This is a genomic window from uncultured Pseudophaeobacter sp. (assembly GCA_905479575.1).
GTDB lineage: Bacteria > Pseudomonadota > Alphaproteobacteria > Rhodobacterales > Rhodobacteraceae > Pseudophaeobacter.
Genome location: CAJQNB010000064.1, coordinates 15,238 through 41,746, shown reverse-complemented (window position 1 = coordinate 41,746; position 26,509 = coordinate 15,238). Strand labels below are relative to the sequence as shown.

Genomic DNA, 26,509 nt, shown 5'->3' with positions numbered 1-26,509 from the left:
CATGTCTGACCTCCGCAAGATCAACATCGACGGAACCGAGGTAGAGGTGGACGGGGCAATGACCCTGATCCAGGCCTGCGAAGAGGCCGGGGTGGAAATCCCGCGTTTTTGCTACCACGAGCGCCTGTCGATTGCCGGCAACTGCCGCATGTGTCTGGTAGAGGTCGTCGGCGGCCCGCCCAAGCCTGCGGCCTCTTGCGCGATGCAGGTGCGCGATCTGCGCCCCGGTCCCGAAGGTCAGGCGCCACAGGTCAAGACCAATTCACCTATGGTCAAGAAAGCCCGCGAAGGCGTGATGGAATTCATGCTGATCAACCATCCGCTGGATTGCCCGATCTGTGATCAGGGCGGCGAATGTGATCTGCAGGATCAGGCCATGGCTTATGGTGTTGATTTTTCACGCTTCCGTGAGCCCAAACGGGCGGTGGATGACCTGAACCTTGGGCCACTTGTTTCGACCGCGATGACCCGTTGCATCAGCTGCACCCGTTGTGTGCGCTTCACCTCCGAGGTGGCCGGGATTAGCCAGATGGGGCAGACGGGTCGCGGTGAAGATGCTGAGATCACCAGCTACCTGAACGAGACATTGGACAGCAATCTGCAGGGCAATATCATTGATTTGTGTCCGGTTGGGGCGCTGACCTCAAAACCCTATGCCTTTAGTGCCCGCCCATGGGAGCTGACCAAGACCGAAACCATCGACGTGATGGATGCGCTTGGCTCCAACATCCGGGTCGATACCAAGGGCCGCGAAGTGATGCGGATCCTGCCGCGCAACAATGACGCCGTGAACGAAGAGTGGATTTCCGACAAGACGCGTTTTGTCTGGGATGGCCTGCGTCGTCAGCGTCTGGATCGCCCCTATGTGCGGGTAGACGGCAAACTCAAACCCGCCACCTGGCCAGAGGCCCTGACCGCCGCTGCCACCGCGATGAAGGGCAAGAAAGTCGCTGGCCTGATTGGGGATCTGGCCCCGGTCGAGGCTGCCTTTGCCCTGAAACAACTGGTCGAGGGGCAGGGCGGTCAGGTTGAATGCCGCACTGACAATGCGCGCCTGCCAATTGGCAACCGGGCGGGCTATGTCGGCACCGCGACCATCGAAGATATCGACAGTGCCAAGGCGATCATGCTGATCGGGACAGATCCACGTAATGAAGCGCCGGTGCTGAATGCGCGTATCCGTCAGGCCTGGATCAACGGGGCAACTGTTGGACTGGTTGGTGAAGCTGTGGATCTGACCTATGACTACACCCACCTTGGCGGCGATCGCGCCGCTCTGGACGCCTTGCACAGCGCCGATCATTCCAGTGCTTTAGGCAAAGAAACCCTGGTCATTGTCGGGCAGGGCGCGTTGCGCGAAGCCGACGGTCTGGCGGTTCTGGCCCATGCGCAGAAATTCGCAGCTGATACCGGTTCCAAGCTGATGGTGCTCCACACTGCCGCATCGCGGGTTGGTGCCATGGACATTGGCGCGGTGACCGAAGGCGGCATGGCTGCGGCCATTGATGGCGCCGATGTGATCTACAACCTTGGCGCTGACGAAGTCGAAATCGACAGCTTTGAAAACGGTGGTGCCTTTGTGATCTATCAGGGCAGCCACGGGGACCGGGGTGCACACCGCGCTGATGTGATCCTGCCAGGGGCGGCCTATACCGAAGAAAGTGGTCTGTTTGTAAACACCGAGGGGCGTCCACAGCTGGCCCTGCGCGCGGGCTTTGCGCCTGGCGAAGCAAAGGAAAACTGGGCCATCCTGCGGGCGCTCAGCGCCGAACTGGACGCCAAGCTGGCATATGATTCACTGGCGCAGCTGCGCCAGGCCCTGGTGGCCGAGGTGCCGCATCTGGCAAAGGTTGACCAGGTTATCGAAAACGAAGGCGCGGCACTGGAGCTGGAGCCTATGGGCAAGGCGGCCTTCTTGCCTGCGGTCAAGGATTTCTACCTGACCAACCCGATTGCCCGGTCATCGCAGGTGATGGCTGAGCTGTCGGCAAACGCCAAGGCTCGCCGGGCCGAGAAGATTGCGGCAGAGTGATCCGCGTGGCACTCATATCGTCTTTGACGCTGGCGGGCTGTGCCCCGGTTCCCGGCGGATCAGCTGACGGGTTCGACCCTGATTACAACGGGGTTCTGACCAGTTTGCTGGAGGGCGATCTGGTGCAATTTCATGTGACCATGTCTGGTGCCCGCTCGGGTTCGGATGTGGATGACTACGCCGAATGTGCAGCGGCACAATATGCGCTGATCCGGGGATACGGGTTTGCGCGCCACGTGCGCACAACAATGAAACAAGAGGGTGGCAATCAGACGGCCGATGCGGTCTACACGATTTCACCCTCCCTACCGCGCGGATTGCGCACCATCGACGCAGAAGTCGTGGTGGCAAATTGCGAGGCAAACGGAATACCTACGGTGTGAGGACCTATGGCTGAATTCTTTAACACCCCAGGCGGCATTGCTGTACTGATATTGGCGCAAGTGCTTGCAGTTGTTGCCTTTGTGATGATCTCCCTTCTGTTCCTCGTCTACGGGGACCGGAAGATCTGGGCGGCTGTGCAGATGCGCCGTGGCCCCAATGTTGTGGGTGTCTTTGGCATCCTGCAATCGGTGGCGGACGCGCTGAAATATGTGGTCAAAGAGGTGGTAATCCCGGCGGGCGCCGATCGCACCGTCTTTATCATGGCGCCGCTGACCTCCTTTGTACTGGCCATGGTGGCCTGGGCGGTGATCCCCTTCAACGATGGCTGGGTCCTGTCCAACATCAACGTGGCGATCCTCTACGTCTTTGCGGTTTCCAGCCTCGAAGTCTACGGCGTCATCATGGGCGGCTGGGCTTCGAACTCGAAATACCCCTTCCTCGGCGCCCTGCGTTCCGCAGCGCAGATGATTTCTTATGAGGTCTCCATTGGTCTGATCATCGTTGGGGTGATCATTTCCACCGGCTCGATGAACTTTGGCGATATCGTGCGGGCACAGGATGGCAACGCAGGCCTTTTCAACTGGTACTGGCTGCCGCATTTCCCCATGGTGTTTTTGTTCTTCATCTCCTGCCTGGCGGAAACCAACCGCCCACCGTTCGATCTGCCCGAAGCTGAATCAGAACTGGTGGCAGGCTATCAGGTGGAGTATTCGGCCACGCCCTTCCTGCTGTTTATGGCGGGGGAGTATATCTCCATCTTCCTGATGTGCGCCCTGACCTCGCTGCTGTTCTTTGGTGGTTGGCTGTCGCCCATTCCCGGCCTGCCCGATGGGGTGCTGTGGATGGTTGGCAAGATGGCCTTCTTCTTCTTCCTCTTTGCAATGGTAAAAGCCATCACCCCGCGCTACCGCTATGACCAGCTGATGCGCCTTGGTTGGAAGGTGTTTCTGCCCTTCTCGCTGTTCTGGGTGGTCTTTGTTGCCTTTGCTGCCAAATTTGACTGGTTCTGGGGCATCTTTGCCCGCTGGACCGTGGGAGCCTAATCATGACAAACCAAGTCGATTACACCCGCGCCGCCAAATATTTCCTGCTGCAGGATTTCTGGGTCGGCTTCAAACTGGGGATGAAGTACTTCTTTGCCCCCAAGGCGACCATCAACTACCCCCATGAAAAGGGGCCGCTCAGCCCGCGTTTTCGTGGGGAACACGCCCTGCGGCGTTATCCCAATGGGGAGGAGCGGTGCATTGCCTGCAAGCTGTGTGAAGCGGTCTGCCCGGCACAGGCGATCACCATTGATGCGGAACCCCGCGAAGATGGCTCGCGGCGCACCACGCGTTATGACATCGACATGACCAAATGCATCTACTGTGGGTTCTGCCAGGAAGCCTGCCCGGTGGATGCCATTGTCGAAGGCCCCAACTTTGAATTCGCCACCGAGACCCGCGAGGAGCTGTTCTATGACAAGGACAAGCTGTTGGCGAATGGCGAACGTTGGGAAGCCGAGATTGCCCGCAACCTAGAAATCGACGCGCCGTACCGATGACTGATGCAAAGAACCCATTCGAGGCCATGATGGCCCAGGCGCAGGCCCAGTACCAGGAGATGGTCAAGGCCATGAACCCGGATCTGGCGGCGGGTCTGGACCCCATGTCCATGAAAGGGTTCGAGGCCCTGTGGCCGACCATGCCCAAAGAGGTCATGGAGATGATGTTTGGCAAGACCATCAACAAGGATGGCCTGGATGCCAAGACCCGGCTTTTGCTCACATTGGCCGGGTTGACCTGTCAGGGCGCGCAGGCGGATTCCGCTGTGCGCCAAACCGTACGCCACGCTGTAGAGGCGGGTGCAAAGAAACAAGAGATCGTTGAAACGATCGGACAGATGTCGGTTTTTGCCGGCATACCGGCCATGAACCGGGCGCTGGAATTGGCGCAGGACGTTATGGCCGACAAAAAGGACGATGAGACATGAGCGTTTTTGCCTTCTACCTCTTCGCCATCAGCGCCATCACCGGCGGGCTGTTCACTGTGATCAGCCGCCAGCCGGTGCATTCGGTGCTGTGGCTGATCCTGGCCTTTATCTCTTCGGCCGGGTTGTTTGTGCTGCTGGGGGCGGAATTCGTCGCCATGCTGCTGGTCATCGTCTACGTGGGCGCAGTCGCGGTGCTGTTCCTCTTTGTGGTGATGATGCTGGATGTGGACTTTGCTGCATTGAAGGCCGAGATGGCGCAGTACATGCCGCTCGCCTTGCTGATCGGTCTGGTCATCCTGATGCAGTTCGTGATGGCCTATGGCTCCTGGGAAAGCGCCCATGGTGCCGCCGAACAACTGGCGCAGCCGATCCCGACCGACCGGCACAACACCGAGGCCCTGGGCCTTATCATCTATGACCAATATTTCCTTCTGTTCCAGCTGTCGGGTCTGATCCTGCTGGTTGCCATGATCGGCGCCATCACCCTGACCCTGCGCCATCGTAAAGATGTCAAACGCCAGGACGTGATGCTGCAAATGTCACGCGACCCGGCCAAGGCAATGGAACTGAAAGACATCAAACCGGGGCAGGGGCTATGAAAACCACCTTGTCTTTAATGATGGGTTTGCTTGTTTTTGCGCCTGTTTCGGCTGCTGCATGTGATCCTGTGCCTAATTCATTGGTCATGCGGTTAAGCGGTGTTCAGACGAATCCGGATTGTAGCTTTACCAATGCGGGGAAGGGGCGCATGGGCTTTGGTCGAGGCGAAGAGGCACTCAACCTAGGTCAAGGGAATATCGCCCAACTCGTTCGGTTTGGAGACCACGGCTGCGCGTATGAAGAAAGCGCTATTGTCGCAAACTGCACGACCAAAGAGCTTGTCATTTTGGAAGGGCTTGAAAGCGATTCCTGCTGCTATGGAGAGAAAACATCTGTTAAATCTCTACAGCCTCCAGAGGGTCCCATTGTATTTTCCGCAAACAGCACTGTTGAAAATCTGGAACAGACGGCCATCAAGAATGGCATTGATCATTCCCGCAGCTTCAAAAACTGGTTGACTTCCAAACCGGTGGCGCGTGCGTTTGATCCCTTTTGCGGTTGCAGCCTTTTCTACCCCGACACGCCAGGAGCCAAGTCATGATCGGCATTGAACATTATCTTACCGTTGCGGCGACCTTGTTCGTCATTGGCATCTTCGGGCTCTTTTTGAACCGCAAGAACGTGATCATCCTGCTGATGAGCATCGAATTGATGCTCTTGGCCGTGAATATCAACCTTGTGGCCTTCTCCAGCTTCCTTGGGGATCTGGTGGGGCAGGTCTTTACCCTGTTCGTGCTGACCGTAGCCGCCGCCGAGGCTGCCATTGGTCTGGCGATCCTGGTCTGCTTCTTCCGTAACCGCGGCACCATCGCCGTGGAAGACATCAATATGATGAAGGGCTAAAGCATCATGGAAACCATCCTCCTCTTTGCCCCTCTGGTGGGCGCGCTGATTTGTGGCTTTGGTCACAAATACATCGGCGAAAAAGCCGCCATGGTGACGGCGACGGGCCTGTTGTTCCTGTCGGCCCTGCTGTCGTGGATTGTCTTTATCAGCTTTGACGGCGTCACCCGCTCGATCGAGATCCTGACCTGGGTCCAGAGCGGCAGCCTGGATACCTCCTGGGGTATCCGTCTTGACCGCCTCACAGCCTTGATGCTGATCGTGGTGACCACGGTCTCCAGCCTCGTGCATCTCTACAGCTTTGGCTACATGGATCACGATCCACAGTGGAAAGACGGCGAGAGCTACAAGCCGCGCTTCTTTGCCTATCTGTCCTTCTTTACCTTTGCCATGCTGATGCTGGTGACCTCGGATAACCTGCTGCAGATGTTCTTTGGCTGGGAAGGTGTGGGCGTTGCCTCCTACCTGTTGATCGGGTTTTACTACCGCAAGCCAAGCGCAAATGCTGCGGCGATGAAAGCCTTTATCGTCAACCGGGTTGGCGACTTTGGCTTTGCGCTGGGGATCTTTGGTTTGTTCCTGATGACCGACAGCATCAGCTTTACAGAGATCTTTGCGGATATCCCAACTAAGGTTTCCGGTCATTCGATCTCCTTCCTTTGGGCGGAATGGGATGCGGCCAACCTGCTGGCGATGCTGCTGTTCATCGGTGCTATGGGTAAATCGGCGCAGCTGATCCTGCACACCTGGCTTCCGGACGCAATGGAAGGCCCAACCCCTGTGTCGGCGCTGATCCACGCTGCGACCATGGTGACGGCAGGTGTCTTCCTGGTTTGTCGCATGTCGCCGCTGATGGAGTTTGCGCCGCAGGCCACCATGTTCATCACTGTGCTGGGCGCCACCACGGCCTTCTTTGCCGCCACGGTTGGTCTGGTTCAGACCGACATCAAACGCGTCATTGCCTATTCCACCTGTTCGCAGCTGGGCTACATGTTTGTGGCTGCTGGCGTTGGCATGTATTCGGCGTCGATGTTCCACCTGTTTACGCATGCCTTCTTTAAGGCGATGTTGTTCCTGGGCGCCGGGTCGGTCATCCATGCCATGCACCACGAGCAGGACATGATGAACTACGGCGGCCTGCGCAAAAAAATCCCCTATACCTATTGGGCGATGATGATCGGCACCTTGGCCATTACCGGTGTTGGTATCCCGCTCACCCATATTGGTTTTGCCGGCTTCCTGTCCAAGGATGCAATCATTGAAAGCGCCTTTGCCGGTGGGTCCAACTATGGCTTCTGGATGCTGGTGATTGCCGCCTTTATGACCTCGTTCTACAGCTGGCGCCTAATGTTCCTGACCTTCTTTGGCAAAGCACGTGGTGACAAGCACACCCATGACCACGCCCATGAAAGCCCGATGACCATGCTGATCCCTCTGGGCGTTCTGTCGCTGGGGGCGGTATTCTCGGGGATGATCTGGTACAACTCCTTCTTTGGTCATGCGGATCAGGTTGGCAAATTCTATGGTATTCCTGTGGCCGAGGCTGCTGCAGATGACCATGGCGCTGCCGCTGAAGGCCACGGTGAGGCTGACAGTCACGCAGCTGCTGATACCGGCCACGGCGAGGCTGCAGCGGGCGAACATCACGTTGCCTTTGCGGGCCAGCCAGGCGAGGGGGCGCTGTATTTCGCGCCAGACAACCATGTGTTGGAACAGGCCCATGCGGCGCCAAAATGGGTCAAGGTTTCGCCCTTTATTGCGATGTCTCTGGGGCTATTGCTGGCGATCCTGTTCTACATCGTGAACCCCAGCCTGCCGGGTCGTTTGGCCAATAACTTCCAGCCGCTCTACCTGTTCCTCAAGAACAAGTGGTACTTTGACGAGCTGTATGACGCGATCTTTGTCAAACCGGCCCTGGCCTTGGGGCGCTTCTTCTGGAAGCGGGGCGACGGCAATGTCATTGATGGCTTCCTTAATGGCGTCGCCATGGGGATTGTTCCCTTCTTCACCAAACTTGCCGGTCGCGCGCAGTCCGGTTTCATCTTTACCTATGCCTTCTGGATGGTGCTGGGCATCGCAGCCCTGATCACCTGGATGTCGATCGGCGGAGGAGCCCACTGATGGACAACCTTCTATCAATTGTCACTTTCATCCCTGCTGTAGCGGCTGCCGTCATGGCGCTGCTCATGCGTGGCGAGGATGAAGCGGCGCAACGCAATGCCAAATGGCTGGCCCTTATGGCCACCTCGCTGACCTTTCTGGTGAGCCTTGGCATCTATACCCAGTTTGACCCGACCAATACTGGCTTTCAATTTGTGGAAGAACGTGACTGGGTCTTTGGCCTGCAGTACAAAATGGGCGTCGATGGCATCTCGGTGCTGTTTGTGATGCTCACCACCTTTGTGATGCCGCTGACCATTCTGGCCAGCTGGAAAGTCACGACCCGCGTCAAGGAATACATGATCGCCTTCCTGCTGCTGGAGACCCTGATGCTGGGTGTCTTTATGGCGCTGGATCTGGTGCTGTTTTACATGTTCTTTGAGGCAGGCCTCATTCCGATGTTCCTGATCATTGGCATCTGGGGCGGCAAGGATCGGATCTACGCTTCCTTCAAGTTCTTCCTCTATACCTTCCTTGGCTCGGTGCTGATGCTGGTGGCTATGGTGGCGATGTATGCGGATGCGGGCACCACGGATATCGAGACCCTGCTGACCCACAGTTTCTCCGCTGCAAGCTTTGACGTGCTGGGCATTCATGTGGTTGGCGGCATGCAGACCCTGATGTTCCTGGCCTTCTTTGCCTCCTTTGCGGTGAAAATGCCCATGTGGCCGGTGCACACCTGGCTGCCCGATGCCCACGTGCAGGCGCCGACCGCCGGGTCTGTGGTGCTGGCGGCGATCCTGCTCAAGATGGGCGGCTATGGCTTCCTGCGGTTCTCTTTGCCGATGTTCCCGGTGGGGGCGGATGTGATGACCGATGTGATCCTGTGGATGTCAGCCATTGCGGTGGTCTATACCTCGCTGGTGGCGATGGTGCAGGAAGACATGAAAAAGCTGATCGCCTATTCATCTGTCGCACATATGGGCTTTGTCACCATGGGGATCTTTGCGGCCAACCAGCAGGGCGTCGATGGTGCGATCTTCCAGATGCTGAGCCACGGCTTTATCTCGGCAGCCTTGTTCCTGTGCGTGGGCGTTATCTATGACCGCATGCACACCCGTGAGATCGGTGCCTATGGTGGCCTGGTGGTGCGTATGCCCGCCTATGCGCTGGTCTTTATGTTCTTTACCATGGGCAACGTCGGCCTGCCGGGTACATCGGGTTTTGTCGGTGAATTCCTCACCCTGATGGGCACCTTCCAGAAAAACACCTGGGTGGCAGCTGTTGCGGCCTCGGGGGTGATCTTCTCGGCGGCTTATGCGCTGTGGCTTTATCGTCGGGTGGTCTTTGGTGACCTGATCAAGGGCAGCCTGAAGACAATCCAGGACATGGATGCGCGCGAGCGGTTTATCTTTGCGCCGCTGGTGGTGATGACCATCCTGCTGGGCGTCTATCCTTCGCTGGTCACCGATATCATCAGTCCCTCGACTGAGGCGTTGATCGCTAACTTCAACCAGTCTCTGGCTGCTGCGGACATCTCCGCCGTTGCCCAGACTGCGTCGCACTAAGGGAGCATGGGCAGATGATCCAAGCTGATCTCTCCGTAATTCTGCCAGAGATTATCCTGGCACTTTACGCAATGGCGGCGCTTTTGGGCGCGGTCTACACCGGTAAGGACAAGCTGGCCTCGACGCTGATCTGGTCCACATCTGGTCTGATGGTGGCCCTGGCCATCTGGATTGGCACCAGCGGCAGCGAGGCGAACACAGCCTTTGGCGGCATGTTTGTCGATGACGGTTTTGCCCGTTTTGCCAAGGTTGTGATCCTGCTGGCGGCTGCGGCGGTTCTGGTCATGGGGCAGGAGTATATGTCCCGTCGTGGCATGCTGCGCTTTGAATACCCCATTCTGGTTGCCCTGAGCGCCGTCGGCATGATGATGATGGTTTCCGCCGGTGATCTGATGTCGCTGTACATGGGGCTGGAGCTGCAATCTCTGGCGCTCTATGTGGTCGCCTCGATGCGCCGCGACAGTGTCAAATCCACCGAGGCCGGCCTGAAGTATTTTGTTCTTGGCGCGCTGTCCTCTGGCCTGCTGCTCTATGGGGCATCGTTGGTCTATGGCTTTGCCGGCACCACCAAATTCTCTGGCATCATCGAAGTTGCCCAGCATGGCGAAGTTTCTGTTGGTCTGCTCTTTGGTCTGGTTTTGCTGATCTCGGGCCTTGGCTTCAAAGTTTCCGCAGTGCCGTTCCATATGTGGACGCCTGACGTCTATGAGGGCGCGCCTACGCCGGTCACGGCCTTCTTTGCCTCAGCCCCCAAGGTTGCCGCCATGGGCCTGTTTGCCCGGGTGATGCATGACGCCTTTGGCCATGCGGTTGCCGACTGGAGCCAGGTTGTCGCGGTGCTGTCCGTGCTGTCGATGTTTGTCGGCGCCGTGGCTGCGATTGGTCAGCGCGATATCAAGCGTCTGATGGCCTATTCCTCGATTGCCCATATGGGCTATGCCCTGATGGGGCTGGCTGCGGGCACCGTGCTGGGTGTTGAGGCCATGCTGGTCTATATGGCAATCTATGTCTCGATGAATATCGGCACCTTTGCCTTTATCCTGATGCTGCAAAAAGACGGCAAACCGATCACCGATATCGGTGCGCTGAACCAGTACTCCCGCCGCGAGCCTGGCAAGGCGCTGGCGGTGCTGATCCTGATGTTCTCGTTGGCGGGTGTGCCGCCGATGCTGGGCTTCTTTGGCAAGCTGTATGTGCTGCGTGCCGCCTATGAGGCCGATCTGGCCTGGCTGGCAATTGCCGGTGTTGTAGCCTCGGTTATTGGTGCCTTCTATTACCTGCGTATCGTCTATTTCATGTATTTCGGTGACGAGGCCGAAGACCTGGATCGCAGCAGCTCGCCAGTGCTCTGGACTTTCCTCATGGGCTCTGCTGCGGTGATGGTTCTGGGGATCATCAATATGTTTGGTGTCGATGGCGTCGCGGCCGCGGCGGCCGCGGCTTTGGTCAACTGACCAGCTTTACATCTCTGACAAAAGGCCTGGTTCGTTGGACCGGGCCTTTTGGCTTTTGAAGGAATGGCACGATGATGGATTGGCCCGAAGGCTACGGTAAGCGCATCCTTGACGAGGTGGACAGCACCCTGGATGAGGCGGCGCGGATCGCTGCGGATCTCTCAGGACCTGAATGGATACTGGCCAAACGTCAGACCAAGGGGCGCGGGCGTCGTGGTCGCGCCTGGAAAGAACCACAAGGCAATTTTGCCGCCACCCTGGTGATGCGCCCAACCGAGCCTCCCCAGGTGGTGGCCCTGCGCAGCTTTGTGGCCGCGCTGGCGGTTTATGATGCCTGCGAGGCGCTGACGGGGCGCACCGAGGGGCTGGCGTTGAAATGGCCCAATGATGTGTTGCTCAACGGTGGCAAACTGTCAGGGATCCTGCTGGAGAGCGCCGGGGCAGGCCAGGGGCTCAGCCATCTGGCCATTGGCATTGGTGTCAATCTGGTGGAAACCCCGATGAGGGAATGGCTGGATCCTGGTGCGGTCTGGCCGGTGTCGCTGCTGTCTGAAACCGGGGTGCAGGTCACGCCAGAGGATTTTCTCAACGCCTTGGCGCTGGCCTATGCCCGCTATGAACACCAGTTCACCACCTATGGGTTTGACCCCATCCGCACGGCCTGGCTGGCCCGCGCTGCCAAGTTGGGTGAGGTTATTACCGCACGTACTAACAAGTCTGAGACAACCGGAACCTTCGAGACGGTAGACGCGGAGGGTAACCTTGTCTTAAACAGCGCCAAAGGCCGGGTCTGTATCCCTGCCGCTGAAATCTTTTTCTGACCGTAAGGGCCTCCCATGCTTCTGGCTGTTGATTGTGGCAATACCAATACCGTCTTCTCGATCTGGGATGGCGAACGGTTCATTGGAACCTGGCGCACAGCGACAGACTGGCGCCGCACGGCGGATCAGTATTTTGTCTGGCTCAACACGCTGATTCAGGCTCAGGGCATCAAAACAGATATTACCGATGTGATTATCTCTTCCACCGTGCCGCGCGTAGTGTTCAATCTGCGTGTGCTGGCGGATCGCTATTACAACACCCGCCCGCTGGTTGTGGGAAAATCCGATTGCCTGTTGCCGGTGGATGTGCGAGTGGACGAGGGCACGGCGGTGGGTCCGGACAGATTGGTCAATACGGTGGCCGGTTTTGACCACTACGGTGGCAATCTGGTGATGGTTGATTTTGGCACGGCGACAACCTTTGATGTGGTGGCTGAAGATGGGGCCTATGTCGGGGGGGTTATTGCGCCTGGGGTGAACCTCAGCCTTGAGGCGCTGCACCAGGCTGCGGCGGCGCTGCCACATGTGGACATTTCCAAGCCCGAGCATGTCATTGGCACCAATACGGTGGCCTGTATGCAATCGGGTGTGTTTTGGGGCTACGTCGGCTTGGTGCGCGAAATCTGCGCCCAGATTAAGGCCGAACGTGACGTTCCAATGAAGATTATTTCAACAGGCGGGCTGGCGCCTCTTTTCCAGCAAGCTGCTGATCTGTTCGACGCATATGAGGATGATCTCACCATGCATGGGCTCCAGATCATTCATAAATACAATAAGGATAACGGTACTCCTGAATGAGCACTGATGAACGACTGATCTACCTTCCCCTTGGCGGGGCGGGCGAAATTGGCATGAATGCCTATGTTTACGGCTATGGCAAACCCGGCAAAGAGCGACTGATCCTGGTGGATCTGGGCGTTGCTTTCCCGGATATGGACAGCACCCCCGGTGTTGACCTGATCATGCCTGACATCAGCTGGCTGCGCGAGCGCGTCGACCAGCTGGAAGCGATTTTTATCACCCATGGTCACGAAGACCATATCGGGGCGGTATCGCATCTCTATAGCCAGCTGAACGTGCCGGTCTATGCCCGCGCCTTCACCGCCAATCTGGCCCGGCGCAAGATGGAAGAGCGTGGCCATGACCCGCTGGTGGTGAAAACCGTCGGTGCCTGGCCCGAAGTGACCAAACTGGGTCCCTTCACCGTGGGCTTTGCCCCGATGGCGCATTCGATCCCCGAAAGTGCAGGTTTGGTGATCGATAGCCCCGATGGCCGCGTAGTGCATACAGGCGACTTCAAACTGGACCGCACCCCACTGGTGGGCGAAGCCTTTGATCCTGAGATGTGGGCTGAGATCGCCAAACCTGGCATCAAGGCGCTGATTTGCGATTCGACCAATGTGTTCTCTAAAACACCGGGTCGCTCGGAATCTGATCTGCCAGATGAAATCACCCGCCTGATTGGCGAGGCCAAGGGCATGGTGGCCGCCACTACCTTTGCCTCCAACGTGGCGCGGGTAAAGACCCTGGCAGATGCCGGTACTCGGGCAGGGCGTTCGGTTGTGCTGTTGGGGCGGGCGATGCTGCGCATGGTCGAAGCCGCCAAGGAAACCGGCGTTCTGAAGAATTTCCCAACGGTCTATTCTCCGGAAGAAGCCAAGGATATGCCGCGCAATAACCTGATGCTGATCACCACTGGCAGCCAGGGCGAACGCCGGGCCGCCTCGGCGCAGATGGCGCGGGGCAAATATCGCGGGCTGGAGCTGAAAGAGGGCGATCTCTTCCTGTTCTCTTCTAAAACTATCCCCGGCAACGAGCGCGGTGTGATCCGCATCATCAACCAGTTCTCGGAACGTGGTGTGGATGTTGTGGACGACAGTTCGGGCCTTTACCACGTGTCCGGCCATGCCAATGGTCCTGACCTGGAAGCGCTGCATGACCTGCTGCAACCGGCGATGCTGGTGCCCATGCACGGCGAACACCGCCACCTGCGTCAGCACGCCCGCCTGGGCGAGGCCAAGGGCATTCCCAGTATCGTTGCCGTCAACGGCATGATGCTGAACCTGTCGGGCAACCGTCCCTCGGTGCTGGAATATATCGACACTGGTCGTACCTATCTGGATGGCTCGATCAAAATTGGCGCCATGGACGGTGTCATTCGCGATCGTATCCGCATGGCTTTGAACGGGCATCTGGTTGTCACGCTGATCCTTGACGAAGAGGACGAGCCCCTGGGCGAGCCCTGGTGTGACATCAAGGGCCTGACGGACAATGGTAGCTCCAATGCGGCGCTGACAGAGGTGCTGGAAGAGGATCTGAACCAATTCCTGATGCGGGCCGGGGCCAAGACCCTGAAAGACGATGACAAGCTGGAAGGCGAGCTGCGCCGGATAGCCCGTCAGTCTTGCCAGAACGAGATCGGCAAAAAACCAGAGGTCACCGTGGTGATCAGCCGGATGCGCTAAGCGCACAGAGTATTATGACAAAAAAAACGCCTCGGCAGGATCTGCCGGGGCGTTTTTTCGTGAGTGGTGACAGAAAAAGTCACTGGGGTAATTTGATATCTCTTGCGGCTCTCTCAGGCTGCACGGGGGCGGTGTAGCAGTGCAGAAAGCTTGTGAGCTGCACGGCTGATGCCCCGGCCCAGGGCACAAATGCACTCCGCCAAGGCCTGAGCGCGCATTTCATGGGCGCGGGCTTCGATGGCTTGAATTTCTGCGGCGGTGAGGATCACTGGCTGGGCGTCGGTCATTGTATTTCTCAGTCTATGTTTTGCGTACGGATATCGCCCATGTAGTGGGGTTTGCCCCCGATTACATTAATCAAAGAAGCATTTCCGCCATGCCAGCTGTGCAGACCTAGACCAAGCGGCAAAGAAAAACGGCCGCTCCAGGCGGAGCGACCGTTCTAGTCATGTCTCTGTGGCAGGTGATGGACTAGCCAGCGCGGCGCTCGTCAAAGGAGAGAGCGATAAAGCTGGGCATGTGATCGCCCATGCCGACAACTGTGCGGTCATCACGACGCCCGCCCTGTTTGCCACCACGTCCGCGGTTGGATTTGGAGTTCGAAGCGCTCGACTGGGAAGAGGTTGACTGGGAAGAGCTCGACTGGGCAGGGGCCTCTTCGGTCTTTTTGCTCGATGCGCGATTGGACGAGCGAGAGCGCCCTTCGGACTTGTTACCCTCTGCCTGGCGCGAGTCGGATTTGCGCTTATCGGACTGCGCTGTCTCAGACTTACCTGCGTCGGGCTGATCGGCCACGGCTGCTGCATCCGCTTGTGTCGTCTCGGTTGCGACCGCTTCTGGCGCGGCTGTGTCAGCAGAGGCTTTGCCGCGAGAGGATTTACCCCGGGCGTTTGTCTCTGATTTGGCAGGTGTTTCAGCGGCTTTCTTGGCGGAGCTGCGTTTGGCAGGCTCTGCCTTTTTCACCGGGTTCTCCAACCGGGTAATTTCCTTCTGCAACAGGGATTCAACAGCGGCAAGCGCCTTTTCGTCCCGGCTAGAGCAGATGGTGATCGCCTTGCCTTCGCGGCCCGCGCGCCCGGTCCGGCCAATCCGGTGGACATAGTCTTCGGGATGTCCGGGGACGTCAAAGTTGTACACATGGCTGACGCTTGGCACATCAAGCCCTCGCGCAGCCACATCGGAAGCAACAAGAATACGCAGCTGCCCGTCGCGGAACCCATCAAGGGTCTTGGTGCGCTGGCTCTGGTCCAGATCGCCATGGATCGGAGCGGCGTCATAGCCGTATTTCTTCAGCGACTTGGCGACGATATCTACATCGGTTTTCCGGTTGCAGAAAACAATCGCGTTGGTCAGCTTGTCGCCTTCGCCGTCGATCAGCGCCCGCAGAGCGGTGCGTTTTTCGCTGGCTTCACGGTCTTTGCGCGAGGCTTTGAACAAAACGACCTGCTGCTCGATGGTTTCAGAGGCGCTGGCCTGACGGGCCACTTCGATTCGCTCTGGCGCTGACAGGAAGGTATTGGTGATCCGCTCGATCTCTGGCGCCATGGTGGCCGAGAAGAACAGGGTCTGCCGGGTAAAGGGCGTGAGCGAGAAGATCCGCTCGATATCCGGAATAAAGCCCATGTCGAGCATCCGGTCCGCTTCATCAACAACCATGATCTGCACGCCGGTCAGCAACAGCTTGCCGCGCTCAAAATGATCCAGCAGACGGCCAGGGGTGGCAATCAGAACATCGACGCCTTTGTCGATCAGCTGGTCCTGCTCTTTAAAGCTGACGCCGCCGATAAGCAGCGCCTTGGTGAGCTTCAAGTGCTTGGTATATGTGTCGAAATTCTCAGCCACCTGCGCGGCCAGTTCCCGCGTGGGGCACAAAACCAGGCTGCGCGGCATGCGGGCACGGGCACGACCACGGGCCAGCATGGTGATCATTGGCAGGGTAAAAGAGGCGGTTTTGCCGGTGCCGGTTTGGGCAATGCCCAGCACATCACGACCTTCAAGCGCGGGCGGAATAGCACCTGCCTGGATGGGGGTGGGGGATTCGTACCCGGCCTCTTCGATAGCTTTGAGGACCTTTGGGTTCAGATTCAGATCGGTAAATTTTGTCATATGCGTCCGTTTATGCGGACACTGATTTGGCCCGCGCGTGTTTTGACAAAGCTGGGTCCGCAAAGACATGCGGTGTGACAACATCCAACTTTGAGGGGGACATAGCAAAATCTAGTCGAGCGGTCAATTATTGCCTGTGTTTAAGAGCTTGGACACTTGGCATGAAAGCGCTGACCATGCCGTGTGCCAGCGGGCAGGCGCGCCTGCTGGGGCACCTGATGGGGCATCTGACAGATAGGGGGCGAGGGGGCTATTACCCTGATAGCGTTGCAGCGGGTTAGGGAAACGCGGGGAAGTGCTTGCGGCGACAGGCCGCCAGGTTCAGATCCCGGATCCGCAGCAGCCCCTCTGCCTCCAGCCGCGCCCGTAGCGCGGGGCTATCGTTGCAAATCTCGTCATAGAATGCGCGCAAACCGGCTTCACCCTCTTCGGCTTCGATCATGGTCATCAAGTCATGTTTGGACAGGCCGCCGCGATCAAGGGGGCGCGCCGGGGACAGCCCGGCGCGGTAGGAGCCTTGCGAGAGGCGGAACCGGTAGTGGGCGAGCCAATGTTGCCAATCCGGTGCATGGAGGTGGCACAGGTCAACCTCAGGCAGCTCCTGTGCGCCGGGATTTTCAATATCCTTGCCCGCCGCCGGGTCTTTTTGAAAAACATTGTGAATGCGCAGAGAAATATTGGCCATCCCGGTGCGTACAAAGATTTTGCCCTGAACATGGCTGAGAAATCCGCCCTTCAGATGCTCGCCATACCTCGGGTAGATGCGGCCAACCGTGCCGCCTTGCTCCGGGCCGCTGGGAATGTGGCCTTTGAAGGCGGTGCCGTCACCCGCCAGCGCCTCGATGGGGCGGGCACGGGCGCAGAGCGTGGTGGCTGGCAGGGCGTTCAGGATCTCACCGATAGGCCTGTCCGCCCAGAGGAACTCGTCGACGTCAATATGGGCCAGCCAGTCCAGATCCCCGGCCTGACGCCGATAGGCGCGCGTGGCATTCAGGCTTTGCCGCGCCTGATGTTTTTCCGGCCTGCCGGTTTTTTTGCGCCGTTGCCACCAGGAGGCATCATCGCAATCAAACACCCGGATCTTTGGATGGGCTTTCAGCAGCGCACGGGCCTCGGGGCAAGGGCTGTCCAGGTAGATGAACAGTCGGTGCGCCCCGATCTCAAGGTGGTAGGCAGCAAAGGTCAGGATATCTTCGGCGGGGGCCTTGATGGTGCTGACAAGGCCCCATTTTTCGGTTGGCGTCATCATCAGGAGGCGCGACGATTTTTGTAGCGTTGAATGCGGGCAAAGACCGTGCGGGGCTCCCGTACGAGATCGCCAAGCATCCGCTGGCAGAGCGGGGCGATGACCTGGTCGTTCTCTCCATGCCGCCACAGGCGGGCCAAAATATTCTTGTCCATATCACCGCGGCGCAGGGAATAGCCCTCGAGGTCAAAGGCAAGATCGTCCTTCGAACGACCTTTGATACGAGGAAACCCCGAGCTATTGAGACGACCTGACAGGCGGCGTTCACTATCGTGGAGCTTGATGAGGTCAAAGAGTAGCGCCAGCCCCTGTCCTCCTAGACGTTGGTCAGTAGTAGCCCCATGGTCGGCAAAGGTTGTGGCGGCAGAGATCAGCCAGCGGGGGGCCAGTTCCTTCGCCAGTTTAGCCCCATCTTCGCTCCAGAGGCGTAGAAAAAGCTGGCGGGCGAGTTCTGAAGTCGGACGGCGCCGCAGGATTGCAATCAAAAAGGCATGCAGGGCAAAGATCTCGGATTGACCGCGCATTTCATACCGCAATTGCTGCAGTTTGTGCTCTGGGTCATACTGGGTGGTCACGTCCGGGTCTGCGATGTCTTCCGGGATGGTCTGGCGCCAAAGGGCGGCAAATTCCACATCAGCCTTTGGAAGGGATTGTTCAGGTTGCAGAAACGGGTGCTCCCTTTTCTCAAGCCGTTTCATCAGGCTAAAGAACCCTCCGGGATACAACTCGCTGTCAAATTCCATACTTCAAGTCACCGCACAAACCAAGGTTTCTTGGCGGCAACATAGCTGAGAAAATTCCGGTATCGCAAGGCAATAGGCGAAGTGAACCCCAAGGGAAGAGGCGAGGGGGCGGTCAACACCCCCTCCGGGTGAGTGATGGGATCAGACCATCATTTCCTTGGTGGCTGTGAGTTTCAGATCGGGGTAGTCGCGTTCGGCCCGGTCGATATCCCACTGCAAGCGGGTCAAATAGACGATATCGCCGTCATGGTCATAAGCGATGTGCTGTTTGTTGGTTTCGGTAAACTTATCAAGTGCTTGCTTGTTACCGCTGACCCAGCGAGCCGAGGTGAACTGGGAGTTGTCAAACCGCACGGGCAGGCCATATTCCATCTCAATCCGGCTGGCGAGCACTTCAAACTGCAACGCGCCAACCACGCCGACAATAAAGCCCGAACCAATCGAGGGCTTAAAGACCTTGGCGGCGCCTTCTTCGGCAAATTGCATCAGCGCCTTTTCCAGGTGCTTGGCCTTCATCGGGTCGCCCGCGCGCACGCCTTGCAGAAGCTCCGGCGCAAAGGAGGGAATACCCGAGACCCGCAATGCTTCGCCTTCGGTCAAGGTGTCGCCAATGCGCAGCTGGCCGTGGTTGGGAATGCCGATGATGTCGCCGGCCCAGGCCTCTTCGGCCAGTTCACGGTCCGAGGCGAGAAACAGCACCGGGTTAGAGATCGCCATCGGCTTTTTGGTGCGCACATGGGTCAGCTTCATGCCGCGTTTGAAATGGCCTGAGGCCATACGCACAAAGGCCACCCTATCGCGGTGCTTGGGATCCATATTGGCCTGCACCTTAAAGACAAAGCCGGTGACTTTTTTCTCTTCGGGGGCAATTTTGCGCGGCTGCGCGGTTTGCACCTGGGGTTCGGGCCCATAGGCGCCGATTCCGTCCATCAGTTCTTTGACGCCAAAGGAGTTGATCGCCGAGCCAAACCAGATCGGCGTCATGTGACCTTCGAGCACCGCCTGCGGGTCCAGTTTGGGCAGCAGCTCGCGGGCCATCTCGACCTCTTCCAGCAGCTTTTCCAGCAGATGTGCGGGCACATGTTCCGCCAGCTTGGGGTCATCCAGGCCCTCGATGGCGATGCTTTCGGCCACCTTGTTACGATCGGCGCGATCCATCAGTTCCAGCCGATCGCGCAGCATGTCATAACAGCCGATGAAATCACGTCCCACTCCGATGGGCCAGGCTGCCGGGGTTACGTCAATTGCCAGGTTTTCCTGAATCTCGTCAATGATCTCAAAGGTGTCGCGGCTTTCACGGTCCATCTTGTTACAGAAGGTCAGGATCGGCAGGTCACGCAGACGGCAAACTTCAAACAGTTTTTGTGTCTGGCTTTCAACGCCCTTGGCGCCATCAATCACCATCACGGCCGCATCCACCGCCGTCAGCGTACGGTAGGTGTCTTCGGAAAAGTCAGAGTGACCGGGAGTGTCCACCAGATTGAAGCGGTAGCCATCAAAATCAAAAGACATCGCCGAGGCGGAAACTGAAATCCCGCGGTCCTTTTCCATCTGCATGAAATCCGAGCGGGTCCGCCGGGCTTCGCCTTTGGCCCGCACCTGTCCGGCCATCTGGATAGCACCACCATAAAGCAGGAACTTTTCAGTCAGCGTGGTTTTGCCCGCATCCGGGTGCGAGATGATCGCAAAGGTGCGGCGCCGCGCGATTTCGGGCGGCAGGTCTGGGCGGTTTGCAGCGGTATCCAACATGGCATTGCCTCTAGCCAGAAACCGGGGGGGAGGCAAGGAAAACAGCCGCAGACATTGCCGGCCCCTCTCGTATGCGCCCTGTACCTTTGCTAAAGTGGTCCTGGCATTCGTTTTGCCCATTCTGGCGGTCAGCGCGGTACGGCGCCATCTGGCAGACAGGAGCCTGTGTCGAGACCCCTTTTCAGTTTTGGTTAGAGTTGATGTGTAAAATGATTACTATTAAAGGAAAATTTGCTGTCTAGAGTGTAGGTCAGTGTTCCTGTGTTCAGAGGAAATAGCGAGTGAAACGACTTCAAGCCTGCGACATCTATTCATTGTTGGATGCTGTTGGCATGGCCGTGATTGTGTTGGAAGTCGGTGACGACGGCATACCCCGATATGTGGCGATGAATAAGCGTTCTCGGGCGATTGCAAAGCTTTCCCGGGATAGCTGGCTTGGCAAGACAGCTGTGGAAATATTTGGTGGCTCCACCGGAGAACGTGCGCTGGCGCATCATTTGGAGGTGGTGCGATCTGGACAGGAAGCCACCTACGAGATCAATTTGCCGTCTGTTCACAAGACATTTTACATTCGCACAACAATGACCCCGGTGTTTGATGCCGCTGGTAAACTGACCCATCTTGTCGGGTCATCTGCGGATGTAACATCGGAGCGCGAACGAGACGCTGCTTTGGAGCTGACCAAGATTGCCAAGGAAAAAGCGGAGGAAGCGGGCCAGGCCAAGGAGAGATTCCTGGCAGAAATGAGCCATGAGATCAGAACGCCGATGAATGGAATTCTGGGTCTCTGTGAGCTGCTGAAGGAAACCAAGCTGGACGACGAGCAAAGCCTCTTTGCCGATACGATTTTCAGTTCCACCACAGCGTTGCTGGACATGATCAATGAAGTTCTCGATTTTGCTAAGATCAAGGCAAAAAAGGTCTCCCTCAACGCTCAGCCCTTTTCACTGCGTGATCTTATTGAAGAAATCAGGGTGCTCTTGTCCGGCAAGACTTCCTACAAGGGGCTTGGCTTTCTTGTAGATTACCCTGACACACTGCCTTCCACATTCATCGGCGACGCCAGTAAGATCCGCCAAATATTGTTGAATCTGATTGGCAACGCGATCAAATTCACCGACCAAGGGCATATCTCGCTCACGGTTGACTATGATCTGAGTGCGTCAATGGGGCCTTTGCGGTTTGCGGTTTCTGACACCGGATGCGGCATTGAAGAAAGCAAGCTTGCCTCCATTTTCTCGGCCTTCGAACAAGCCAAGGGAACGCTCAAAGCACAGGCCGAGGGGACGGGGCTGGGCCTTGCCATTTCGCAGGCCCTGTTGGAGCGCATGGGGGGAGAGATTGCTGTCAAATCCGCTCCGGGGCAGGGATCGTGTTTTACCGTGTGGCTGGACCTCGCGCCTGAAGCCGATGGAGCCAAGGCAGCGGAGGCCGGGAAGCAGGGAGCGCCGCAAAATCAGCTTGGCGGTGGCCCCGCCAGTGCCGTTGCTGTTTCGGAGACGGAAACCTTAGAGCGGTTGCGTCGCATGAAGATCCTTGTGGCGGAAGACAACAAGACCAATCAGTTGGTCGTGGAAAAAATGCTGCAGAAATTTGGTGCGAAGGCTCGTTTTGCGGAGAACGGCACAGTGGCCTACGAGACCTATGTCGCGGAGGAGTTCGACCTGATCCTAATGGATCTTTCCATGCCTGTTATGGGCGGTCTTGAAGCGGCCCGCCGGATCCGGCAACACGAGACAGACACCGGTCGCGCGAACTGTAAGATTGTTGCGCTGACGGCAAACGCACAGAAAAGCGATGTAAAAGCCTGTTACGAGGCGGGAATGGATGGCTTTCTGACCAAACCATTTCGGAAATCTGAGTTGCTGGCGTACCTTAGCGCTCTTGACTGAAGACCCATGGGCTCGGCGAGGTTGGGGCACAAGGCCTGGCTACCGCAGGGAAGCGCGTTTCAGCAGGCTGACGGCGTCGGGGCGGTCGAGCAGGGATTTTTGTACCTCGATACCATGGGCGTCGCGGCGCTGGCCAATTTCTAAGGTAGGGGAGATGCGATCCAGGATCTCATCCGGAAGGGCTGATTGGGTCATCGGGTCCAGAAACAGGCTCTCGGCGGCGATGCCCTCGGCGTAGACAATGTGATGGCGATCAAACAGCAGCTGGAAATAGTCGACAAAGCCGCCATCCTGCACCACTACGCTGTCGCCATTGACCAGATTCCGCGCCCGTACCAGCAATTCGGGGCTGCCGGTGCCCAATTCATCATGGCGTTGATAGACCATCAGACGATGGTCGGGGCTGACCAACAGGTCGGCGGCATTGTTCAAAACCCCGGCGCGGATCAGCACCGGCGCCATGCGCCCGACAGCGCGCGAGGTGGTCTGGCCGATCCAGCGCAGCTCTTGCACGCCTTCATCGCGGGTCAGGATGCGGTCTCCGGGTTTCAGATCCTCGATTGGTTTTTGCGCGCCGGTGGCCATGGTGATCCGGGTGCCGCGGGTAAAGGAAACGCAGGCCATCTGTGCCAGTTTGCGCCGGGCGCTGTCTTGTTCGGCGCGCACCAGCGTATAGCTTTGCTGGATGCCCATTGGCGCCATAGGCACCAGATAAATCGCCGCGATCAGCCCCTCATGGTCGACTTCGACCATGACCAGGGCCTCAATGTTGTTACCTGCGTTCGGCATCAAGGTTACAACACAGTCCAGATGCAGCTGGGCGCCCGCCATGCCGAGTTCGGTATCCTGGGCGATGTAAAAACTGCCGTCCGCACCGCTGGCCAATCCCAACCGTTTGGCATGAGCCGTCGGGGACAGCTGGTAGATGTCATCCAGGATCAGCTCATCCATGACGCTCAGGCCGTCGCCCATATTGGCCCCAATCTCCACCTGAAACTGGTCAGCGGGATAGGCCGGGATCGATTGGATGGCGCGATCTGGTGTGGACACGGGAGCTCCGGTGGTTGGTCTGATGCGGTGCAGGGCGTGGACATCGTCGGATGCCCGGGGACTGCATAGCGGGTCTAGCAGTGAATTATGGCATGATACCGACAATTACGGGCAGAATTCCTGACAAGGCGTTAATTTTGCAAAGCGTGGCCTTTCTGACGCCCAGTTTAGCGCCCCAAACTCTGCCAGTTAACCTGCCAGTCAAACAGTCGCCAAGCGCCGACCTGTTGCGCGTTTCAGGGCTGGCCATTGACGGGGGGGCAGTGCACTCTGTGCCAAATCACAAGAATGACCCATTGGAGGTAAGGAATGGATCTAGGAATCGCGGGAAAACGAGCATTGGTCTGTGCCAGCAGCAAAGGTCTGGGACTGGGCTGCGCTGAGGCGCTGGCGGAAGCGGGCGTCAACCTGGTGATGAACGCACGGGGCGAAGAGGCACTGGTGCAGGCAGCGCAATCGATCCGCGACGCTTACGGCGTTGAGGTTGAAACCGTGGTGGCGGATGTCACCACCAGCGAAGGTCAGGCAAAGCTGCTGGCTGCGGCCACGGATATCGATATTTTAGTGACCAATGCTGGTGGGCCGCCTCCCGGCCTGTGGTCGGACTGGGAGCGTGACGACTTTATCAAGGCTCTGGACGCCAATATGCTGGCGCCTATCGCCCTGATGAAGGCGCTCCTCCCTGGGATGATGGACCGGGGCTGGGGACGGGTGGTGAACATCACCTCGCAATCAGTCAAAGCCCCCATTGCTGTGCTGGGTCTGTCCAATTCGGCCCGTGCCGGTCTGACAGGCTATGTGGCGGGCACCGCGCGTCAGGTGGCTGGCAGCGGGGTTTGCATCAACAACCTGCTGCCCGGCATTCATGCCACCGATCGTGCGGTCTCGCTGGATAGCGGTGTCAGCGCCCAGCAGGGCATCACCATGGAAGAAGCCAAGGCGCAGCGCGCCGCAACCATTCCGGCCGGGCGCTATGGATCGCGCACGGAATTTGGTGCCACCTGCGCCTTCCTGTGTTCGCAACACGCTGGTTTTATCGTTGGACAAAACATCCTTCTTGATGGCGGTTCAACCAACGCAACCCTGTAATAATTTACATTACCGAACATTTTTGGAGTATGTCCATGGCCAGCGGGTTTTCCCTGAAGGACCAATTGTTCAACATCGAGAAGACCCGCTATCTGGCGGGTCTTTTTGCCGAGGCGGTGCCGGGTTTTAAACCTGATCACTTTGAAGTCGAGGTCATGGCGGGGCTTTTGCCGCTAGAGCTGAAGGCCCGCATCAGCTGGATCGCCGAGGTGTTGGGGCAGCATCTGCAAGGGCCGCTTTCTGAGGTGGCGCCACATATCCTGCGCGCCTTGCCACCTCCGCTGGACCCCAGCAAGACCGATGATGACTTTGGCGATTTCATTTTTGCACCCCTGGGGGAGTTCATTGTCGCACGCGGGCTGGAGAGTGACCCGGAACTGGCGCTGGACCTGTTGGGGGAGGTTACGCAACGTTTCTCAATGGAATGGGCTATCCGACCGTTTTTAAACGAACATCCTGATTTGACACTGACACGTATGCAGGACTGGGCCAGTCATCCCAGCTACCATGTCCGCCGCCTGGTGAGCGAAGGCACCCGGCCGCGTCTGCCCTGGGGACAGGGAGTTTCCCTGGATCTGCGTACCCCGCTACCGCTTTTGCAACAGCTGCACAGCGACCCGACCCGCTATGTGACCCGATCCGTGGCCAATCATTTGAATGATATCAGCAAGAAAGACCCGGATCTGGTTTTGGATGTGCTGCAAGATTGGCGCGCGTTGGGGCAGCAGCAGGACAAAGAACTCAGCTGGTTGACCGCCCATGCCTGCCGTGGATTGGTGAAATCAGGCCACCCGCGCGCCCTGCGGGTATTGGGGTATGACCCGGATGCAGAAGTCACTGTAAGTGTATGAATTGAAACAAAAAAAGTTAAAATAGGCGATGTCCTGAACTTTGAGGTAACCCTCTCTGCGCCCGGTGATTTGCCGGTTCTGGTCGACTACCGGGTGCGTTTCCCGCGGGCTACGGGAAAAGCCTCGCAAAAGGTGTTCAAGCTCAAACAGACTGAGTTAAAAGGGTCTCCTGTGACGTTGACAAAACGACATCGGCTAAAGGGCGACGCCACGACGTTTAAGCTGCATCCCGGCAGGCATGAGGTCGAGGTTCTGGTCAATGGCCGCGTCGCCGCGCAGGACAGCTTTGAGCTGACGCCATGATACCCCTAACGTCCTGATGCTCACCTTCTGTCACAGATTTGTTAGCAATGCGCCCGCACTCTTGTCGGCGGCGACCGGGCAAGATAGCCCGGAGAGTGGCTCTGGAAGACCTGTCCGGGCTGATTGCTAAGAACGCGCCACTTTGGAGAAGCCCCCGATGTCCCATGAATCCGTGCAGAACTACTATGGCGAAGTGCTCCAGGGCAGCGAGGATTTGCAGACCAATGCCTGCTGCACCCCGGATGACATCCCGGATCACGTCAAAGAGGTGCTGTCGCAGATCCACGATGAGGTGCTGACGCGCTACTATGGCTGCGGCTTGATCGCGCCTGAGGCGCTGGAAGGCGCGCGTATTCTGGATCTTGGCTGTGGGGCCGGGCGCGATGTCTATGCGCTGTCAAAAATGGTGGGGCCTAGGGGCCGGGTTGTCGGTGTGGATATGACCCCGGCGCAACTGGATGTGGCCCGCCGCCATCAGGATTTCCACGCCGAGGCCTTTGGCCATGACAGCTCAAACGTGGAGTTCCACCACGGGTTTATCGAAACACTGGAAGAGCTGGACCTGGAGCCGGGCTCTTTTGATATTATCGTTTCCAACTGCGTGATTAATCTGGCCACGGATAAGGCCGCGGTGCTGCGTGGCGCCTATCATCTACTGAAAGACGGCGGAGAGATGTATTTCTCCGATGTCTATGCTGACCGCCGGGTGCCCGAAGCCATGGCTCGGGATGAGGTGCTCTACGGGGAATGTTTGTCCGGGGCGCTGTATTGGAATGATTTCCTGACCCTGGCCAAGGGAGCGGGATTCAATGACCCGCGCATGGTGACGGCGCGGCCCCTGACCATAGAAAACCCCAAGCTGGAAGCCCGCGTGGCGCCGCTCAGCTTCCTGTCGGCGACCTATCGGTTGTTCAAGTTGCCGGCGTTGGAAACTGACTGCGAAGACTACGGCCAGGCGGTGATCTATAAAGGCACAATTCCCCATGCGCCCCATGCCCTGCGTTTGGATGATCATCACGTGATCGAGGCGGGGAAGGTCTTTCCGGTCTGCGGCAATACCTGGATGATGCTCAAGGACACGCGGCTGGAACCGCATTTTGACTTTATTGGTGATTTCTCCAATCACTACGGTATCTTTGCAGGCTGCGGTGGCAATTCTCCCTTTACTGGGTTGGATCCCGAAGGCACAGCCGCGGCCTGCTGCTGAGCACTTGCGCGGCGCGCGCCTGGTTGGTATTTGCC

General features: G+C 58.0%; 23 protein-coding genes and 1 pseudogene. 18 read left to right on the top strand and 6 right to left on the bottom strand.

Going from position 1 to position 26,509, the window contains the following annotated elements; translation table 11 throughout:
* Position 1 precedes the first annotated feature (1 nt).
* The 14 genes from nuoG to QZ268_RS15915 all read left to right on the top strand — a co-directional run bounded on the left by nuoG (position 2) and on the right by QZ268_RS15915 (position 14,238).
* Positions 2–2,032 (top strand): NADH-quinone oxidoreductase subunit NuoG, encoded by a 2,031-nt coding sequence (nuoG, locus tag QZ268_RS15980; RefSeq protein ID WP_295454599.1) that lies wholly within the window; start codon positions 2–4, stop codon positions 2,030–2,032.
* Positions 2,033–2,055: 23 nt separating this feature from the next.
* A complete protein-coding gene (locus tag QZ268_RS15975) occupies positions 2,056–2,415 on the top strand; it encodes a hypothetical protein (protein WP_295454626.1) in 360 nt (119 codons plus the stop codon).
* A 6-nt stretch (positions 2,416–2,421) separates the two neighbouring features.
* On the top strand, positions 2,422–3,459 hold the full coding sequence (gene nuoH / locus QZ268_RS15970; RefSeq protein ID WP_009808922.1) for an NADH-quinone oxidoreductase subunit NuoH: 1,038 nt from the start codon (positions 2,422–2,424) through the stop codon (positions 3,457–3,459).
* A 2-nt stretch (positions 3,460–3,461) separates the two neighbouring features.
* On the top strand, positions 3,462–3,959 hold the full coding sequence (gene nuoI, locus QZ268_RS15965) for an NADH-quinone oxidoreductase subunit NuoI (RefSeq protein WP_295454598.1): 498 nt from the start codon (positions 3,462–3,464) through the stop codon (positions 3,957–3,959).
* Positions 3,956–4,387, top strand: coding sequence for a carboxymuconolactone decarboxylase family protein (locus tag QZ268_RS15960; RefSeq protein ID WP_295454596.1), 432 nt, complete (start codon positions 3,956–3,958; stop codon positions 4,385–4,387). The genes nuoI and QZ268_RS15960 overlap by 4 nt, the downstream gene beginning before the upstream one ends.
* Complete coding sequence (locus tag QZ268_RS15955; protein WP_232400523.1) at positions 4,384–4,986, top strand: NADH-quinone oxidoreductase subunit J; 603 nt, start codon at positions 4,384–4,386, stop codon at positions 4,984–4,986. The genes QZ268_RS15960 and QZ268_RS15955 overlap by 4 nt, the downstream gene beginning before the upstream one ends.
* Complete coding sequence (locus tag QZ268_RS15950; protein WP_295454594.1) at positions 4,983–5,528, top strand: hypothetical protein; 546 nt, start codon at positions 4,983–4,985, stop codon at positions 5,526–5,528. The genes QZ268_RS15955 and QZ268_RS15950 overlap by 4 nt, the downstream gene beginning before the upstream one ends.
* The gene (gene nuoK, locus QZ268_RS15945) at positions 5,525–5,830 is read left to right on the top strand and encodes an NADH-quinone oxidoreductase subunit NuoK (protein WP_009808916.1); all 306 of its coding nucleotides are present in this window, start codon (positions 5,525–5,527) and stop codon (positions 5,828–5,830) included. The genes QZ268_RS15950 and nuoK overlap by 4 nt, the downstream gene beginning before the upstream one ends.
* A 6-nt stretch (positions 5,831–5,836) precedes the next feature.
* Positions 5,837–7,951 (top strand): NADH-quinone oxidoreductase subunit L, encoded by a 2,115-nt coding sequence (gene nuoL / locus QZ268_RS15940; RefSeq protein ID WP_295454590.1) that lies wholly within the window; start codon positions 5,837–5,839, stop codon positions 7,949–7,951.
* Complete coding sequence (locus tag QZ268_RS15935; RefSeq protein ID WP_295454589.1) at positions 7,951–9,498, top strand: NADH-quinone oxidoreductase subunit M; 1,548 nt, start codon at positions 7,951–7,953, stop codon at positions 9,496–9,498. Before nuoL ends, QZ268_RS15935 begins: the two co-directional genes overlap by 1 nt.
* A 14-nt stretch (positions 9,499–9,512) precedes the next feature.
* Positions 9,513–10,952 carry an NADH-quinone oxidoreductase subunit NuoN gene (gene nuoN / locus QZ268_RS15930; RefSeq protein ID WP_295454587.1) on the top strand — a complete coding sequence of 480 codons (1,440 nt, stop codon included), beginning with the start codon at positions 9,513–9,515 and terminating at the stop codon, positions 10,950–10,952.
* A 71-nt stretch (positions 10,953–11,023) separates the two neighbouring features.
* Entirely contained in the window at positions 11,024–11,773 is a 750-nt protein-coding gene (locus tag QZ268_RS15925) for a biotin--[acetyl-CoA-carboxylase] ligase (protein ID WP_295454585.1), read from the top strand.
* Between the two features lie 15 nt (positions 11,774–11,788).
* Entirely contained in the window at positions 11,789–12,571 is a 783-nt protein-coding gene (locus QZ268_RS15920; protein WP_295454584.1) for a type III pantothenate kinase, read from the top strand.
* Positions 12,568–14,238: a ribonuclease J gene (locus QZ268_RS15915; RefSeq protein WP_295454582.1), complete on the top strand. Its 1,671-nt coding sequence runs from the start codon at positions 12,568–12,570 to the stop codon at positions 14,236–14,238. The genes QZ268_RS15920 and QZ268_RS15915 overlap by 4 nt, the downstream gene beginning before the upstream one ends.
* A gap of 113 nt (positions 14,239–14,351) precedes the next feature.
* Here the strand turns inward: QZ268_RS15915 and QZ268_RS15910 are convergent, their stop codons facing one another.
* The 5 genes from QZ268_RS15910 to QZ268_RS15890 all read right to left on the bottom strand — a co-directional run bounded on the left by QZ268_RS15910 (position 14,352) and on the right by QZ268_RS15890 (position 20,082).
* A complete protein-coding gene (locus QZ268_RS15910) occupies positions 14,352–14,525 on the bottom strand; it encodes an RSP_7527 family protein (RefSeq protein WP_295454580.1) in 174 nt (57 codons plus the stop codon).
* 184 nt (positions 14,526–14,709) lie between these two features.
* Positions 14,710–16,344, bottom strand: coding sequence for a DEAD/DEAH box helicase (locus QZ268_RS15905; RefSeq protein ID WP_295454579.1), 1,635 nt, complete (start codon positions 16,342–16,344; stop codon positions 14,710–14,712).
* Between the two features lie 277 nt (positions 16,345–16,621).
* A complete protein-coding gene (locus tag QZ268_RS15900) occupies positions 16,622–17,590 on the bottom strand; it encodes a glycosyltransferase family 2 protein (RefSeq protein WP_295454624.1) in 969 nt (322 codons plus the stop codon).
* 2 nt (positions 17,591–17,592) lie between these two features.
* Positions 17,593–18,333, bottom strand: coding sequence for a hypothetical protein (locus tag QZ268_RS15895; protein WP_295454577.1), 741 nt, complete (start codon positions 18,331–18,333; stop codon positions 17,593–17,595).
* 141 nt (positions 18,334–18,474) lie between these two features.
* Positions 18,475–20,082, bottom strand: coding sequence for a peptide chain release factor 3 (locus QZ268_RS15890; RefSeq protein ID WP_295454575.1), 1,608 nt, complete (start codon positions 20,080–20,082; stop codon positions 18,475–18,477).
* A gap of 281 nt (positions 20,083–20,363) precedes the next feature.
* On the opposite strand from QZ268_RS15890, the gene QZ268_RS15885 reads away from it, so the two are divergent.
* Positions 20,364–21,974 (top strand): PAS domain-containing sensor histidine kinase, encoded by a 1,611-nt coding sequence (locus QZ268_RS15885; protein ID WP_295454574.1) that lies wholly within the window; start codon positions 20,364–20,366, stop codon positions 21,972–21,974.
* 39 nt (positions 21,975–22,013) lie between these two features.
* On the opposite strand, the gene QZ268_RS15880 is transcribed toward QZ268_RS15885, so the two are convergent.
* On the bottom strand, positions 22,014–23,024 hold the full coding sequence (locus QZ268_RS15880; RefSeq protein WP_295454573.1) for a Hint domain-containing protein: 1,011 nt from the start codon (positions 23,022–23,024) through the stop codon (positions 22,014–22,016).
* Between the two features lie 309 nt (positions 23,025–23,333).
* Between QZ268_RS15880 and QZ268_RS15875 the strand changes: the two genes are divergently transcribed.
* The 3 genes and pseudogenes from QZ268_RS15875 to QZ268_RS15865 all read left to right on the top strand — a co-directional run bounded on the left by QZ268_RS15875 (position 23,334) and on the right by QZ268_RS15865 (position 26,474).
* Entirely contained in the window at positions 23,334–24,113 is a 780-nt protein-coding gene (locus QZ268_RS15875) for an SDR family oxidoreductase (protein WP_295454572.1), read from the top strand.
* A gap of 35 nt (positions 24,114–24,148) precedes the next feature.
* Positions 24,149–25,267 (top strand): annotated as a pseudogene (locus tag QZ268_RS15870) (hypothetical protein).
* Positions 25,268–25,424: 157 nt separating this feature from the next.
* Positions 25,425–26,474 carry a methyltransferase domain-containing protein gene (locus QZ268_RS15865; RefSeq protein ID WP_295454571.1) on the top strand — a complete coding sequence of 350 codons (1,050 nt, stop codon included), beginning with the start codon at positions 25,425–25,427 and terminating at the stop codon, positions 26,472–26,474.
* Positions 26,475–26,509: the final 35 nt, after the last annotated feature.

Coding starts and splice junctions, on each gene's coding strand:
- nuoG (WP_295454599.1), top strand. CDS start 2: ATGTCTGACCTCCGCAAGATCAACATCGACGGAACCGAGGTAGAGGTG.
- nuoH (WP_009808922.1), top strand. CDS start 2,422: ATGGCTGAATTCTTTAACACCCCAGGCGGCATTGCTGTACTGATATTG.
- nuoI (WP_295454598.1), top strand. CDS start 3,462: ATGACAAACCAAGTCGATTACACCCGCGCCGCCAAATATTTCCTGCTG.
- QZ268_RS15960 (WP_295454596.1), top strand. CDS start 3,956: ATGACTGATGCAAAGAACCCATTCGAGGCCATGATGGCCCAGGCGCAG.
- QZ268_RS15955 (WP_232400523.1), top strand. CDS start 4,384: ATGAGCGTTTTTGCCTTCTACCTCTTCGCCATCAGCGCCATCACCGGC.
- QZ268_RS15950 (WP_295454594.1), top strand. CDS start 4,983: ATGAAAACCACCTTGTCTTTAATGATGGGTTTGCTTGTTTTTGCGCCT.
- nuoK (WP_009808916.1), top strand. CDS start 5,525: ATGATCGGCATTGAACATTATCTTACCGTTGCGGCGACCTTGTTCGTC.
- nuoL (WP_295454590.1), top strand. CDS start 5,837: ATGGAAACCATCCTCCTCTTTGCCCCTCTGGTGGGCGCGCTGATTTGT.
- QZ268_RS15935 (WP_295454589.1), top strand. CDS start 7,951: ATGGACAACCTTCTATCAATTGTCACTTTCATCCCTGCTGTAGCGGCT.
- nuoN (WP_295454587.1), top strand. CDS start 9,513: ATGATCCAAGCTGATCTCTCCGTAATTCTGCCAGAGATTATCCTGGCA.
- QZ268_RS15925 (WP_295454585.1), top strand. CDS start 11,024: ATGATGGATTGGCCCGAAGGCTACGGTAAGCGCATCCTTGACGAGGTG.
- QZ268_RS15920 (WP_295454584.1), top strand. CDS start 11,789: ATGCTTCTGGCTGTTGATTGTGGCAATACCAATACCGTCTTCTCGATC.
- QZ268_RS15915 (WP_295454582.1), top strand. CDS start 12,568: ATGAGCACTGATGAACGACTGATCTACCTTCCCCTTGGCGGGGCGGGC.
- QZ268_RS15910 (WP_295454580.1), bottom strand. CDS start 14,525: ATGACCGACGCCCAGCCAGTGATCCTCACCGCCGCAGAAATTCAAGCC.
- QZ268_RS15905 (WP_295454579.1), bottom strand. CDS start 16,344: ATGACAAAATTTACCGATCTGAATCTGAACCCAAAGGTCCTCAAAGCT.
- QZ268_RS15900 (WP_295454624.1), bottom strand. CDS start 17,590: ATGACGCCAACCGAAAAATGGGGCCTTGTCAGCACCATCAAGGCCCCC.
- QZ268_RS15895 (WP_295454577.1), bottom strand. CDS start 18,333: ATGGAATTTGACAGCGAGTTGTATCCCGGAGGGTTCTTTAGCCTGATG.
- QZ268_RS15890 (WP_295454575.1), bottom strand. CDS start 20,082: ATGTTGGATACCGCTGCAAACCGCCCAGACCTGCCGCCCGAAATCGCG.
- QZ268_RS15875 (WP_295454572.1), top strand. CDS start 23,334: ATGGATCTAGGAATCGCGGGAAAACGAGCATTGGTCTGTGCCAGCAGC.
- QZ268_RS15865 (WP_295454571.1), top strand. CDS start 25,425: ATGTCCCATGAATCCGTGCAGAACTACTATGGCGAAGTGCTCCAGGGC.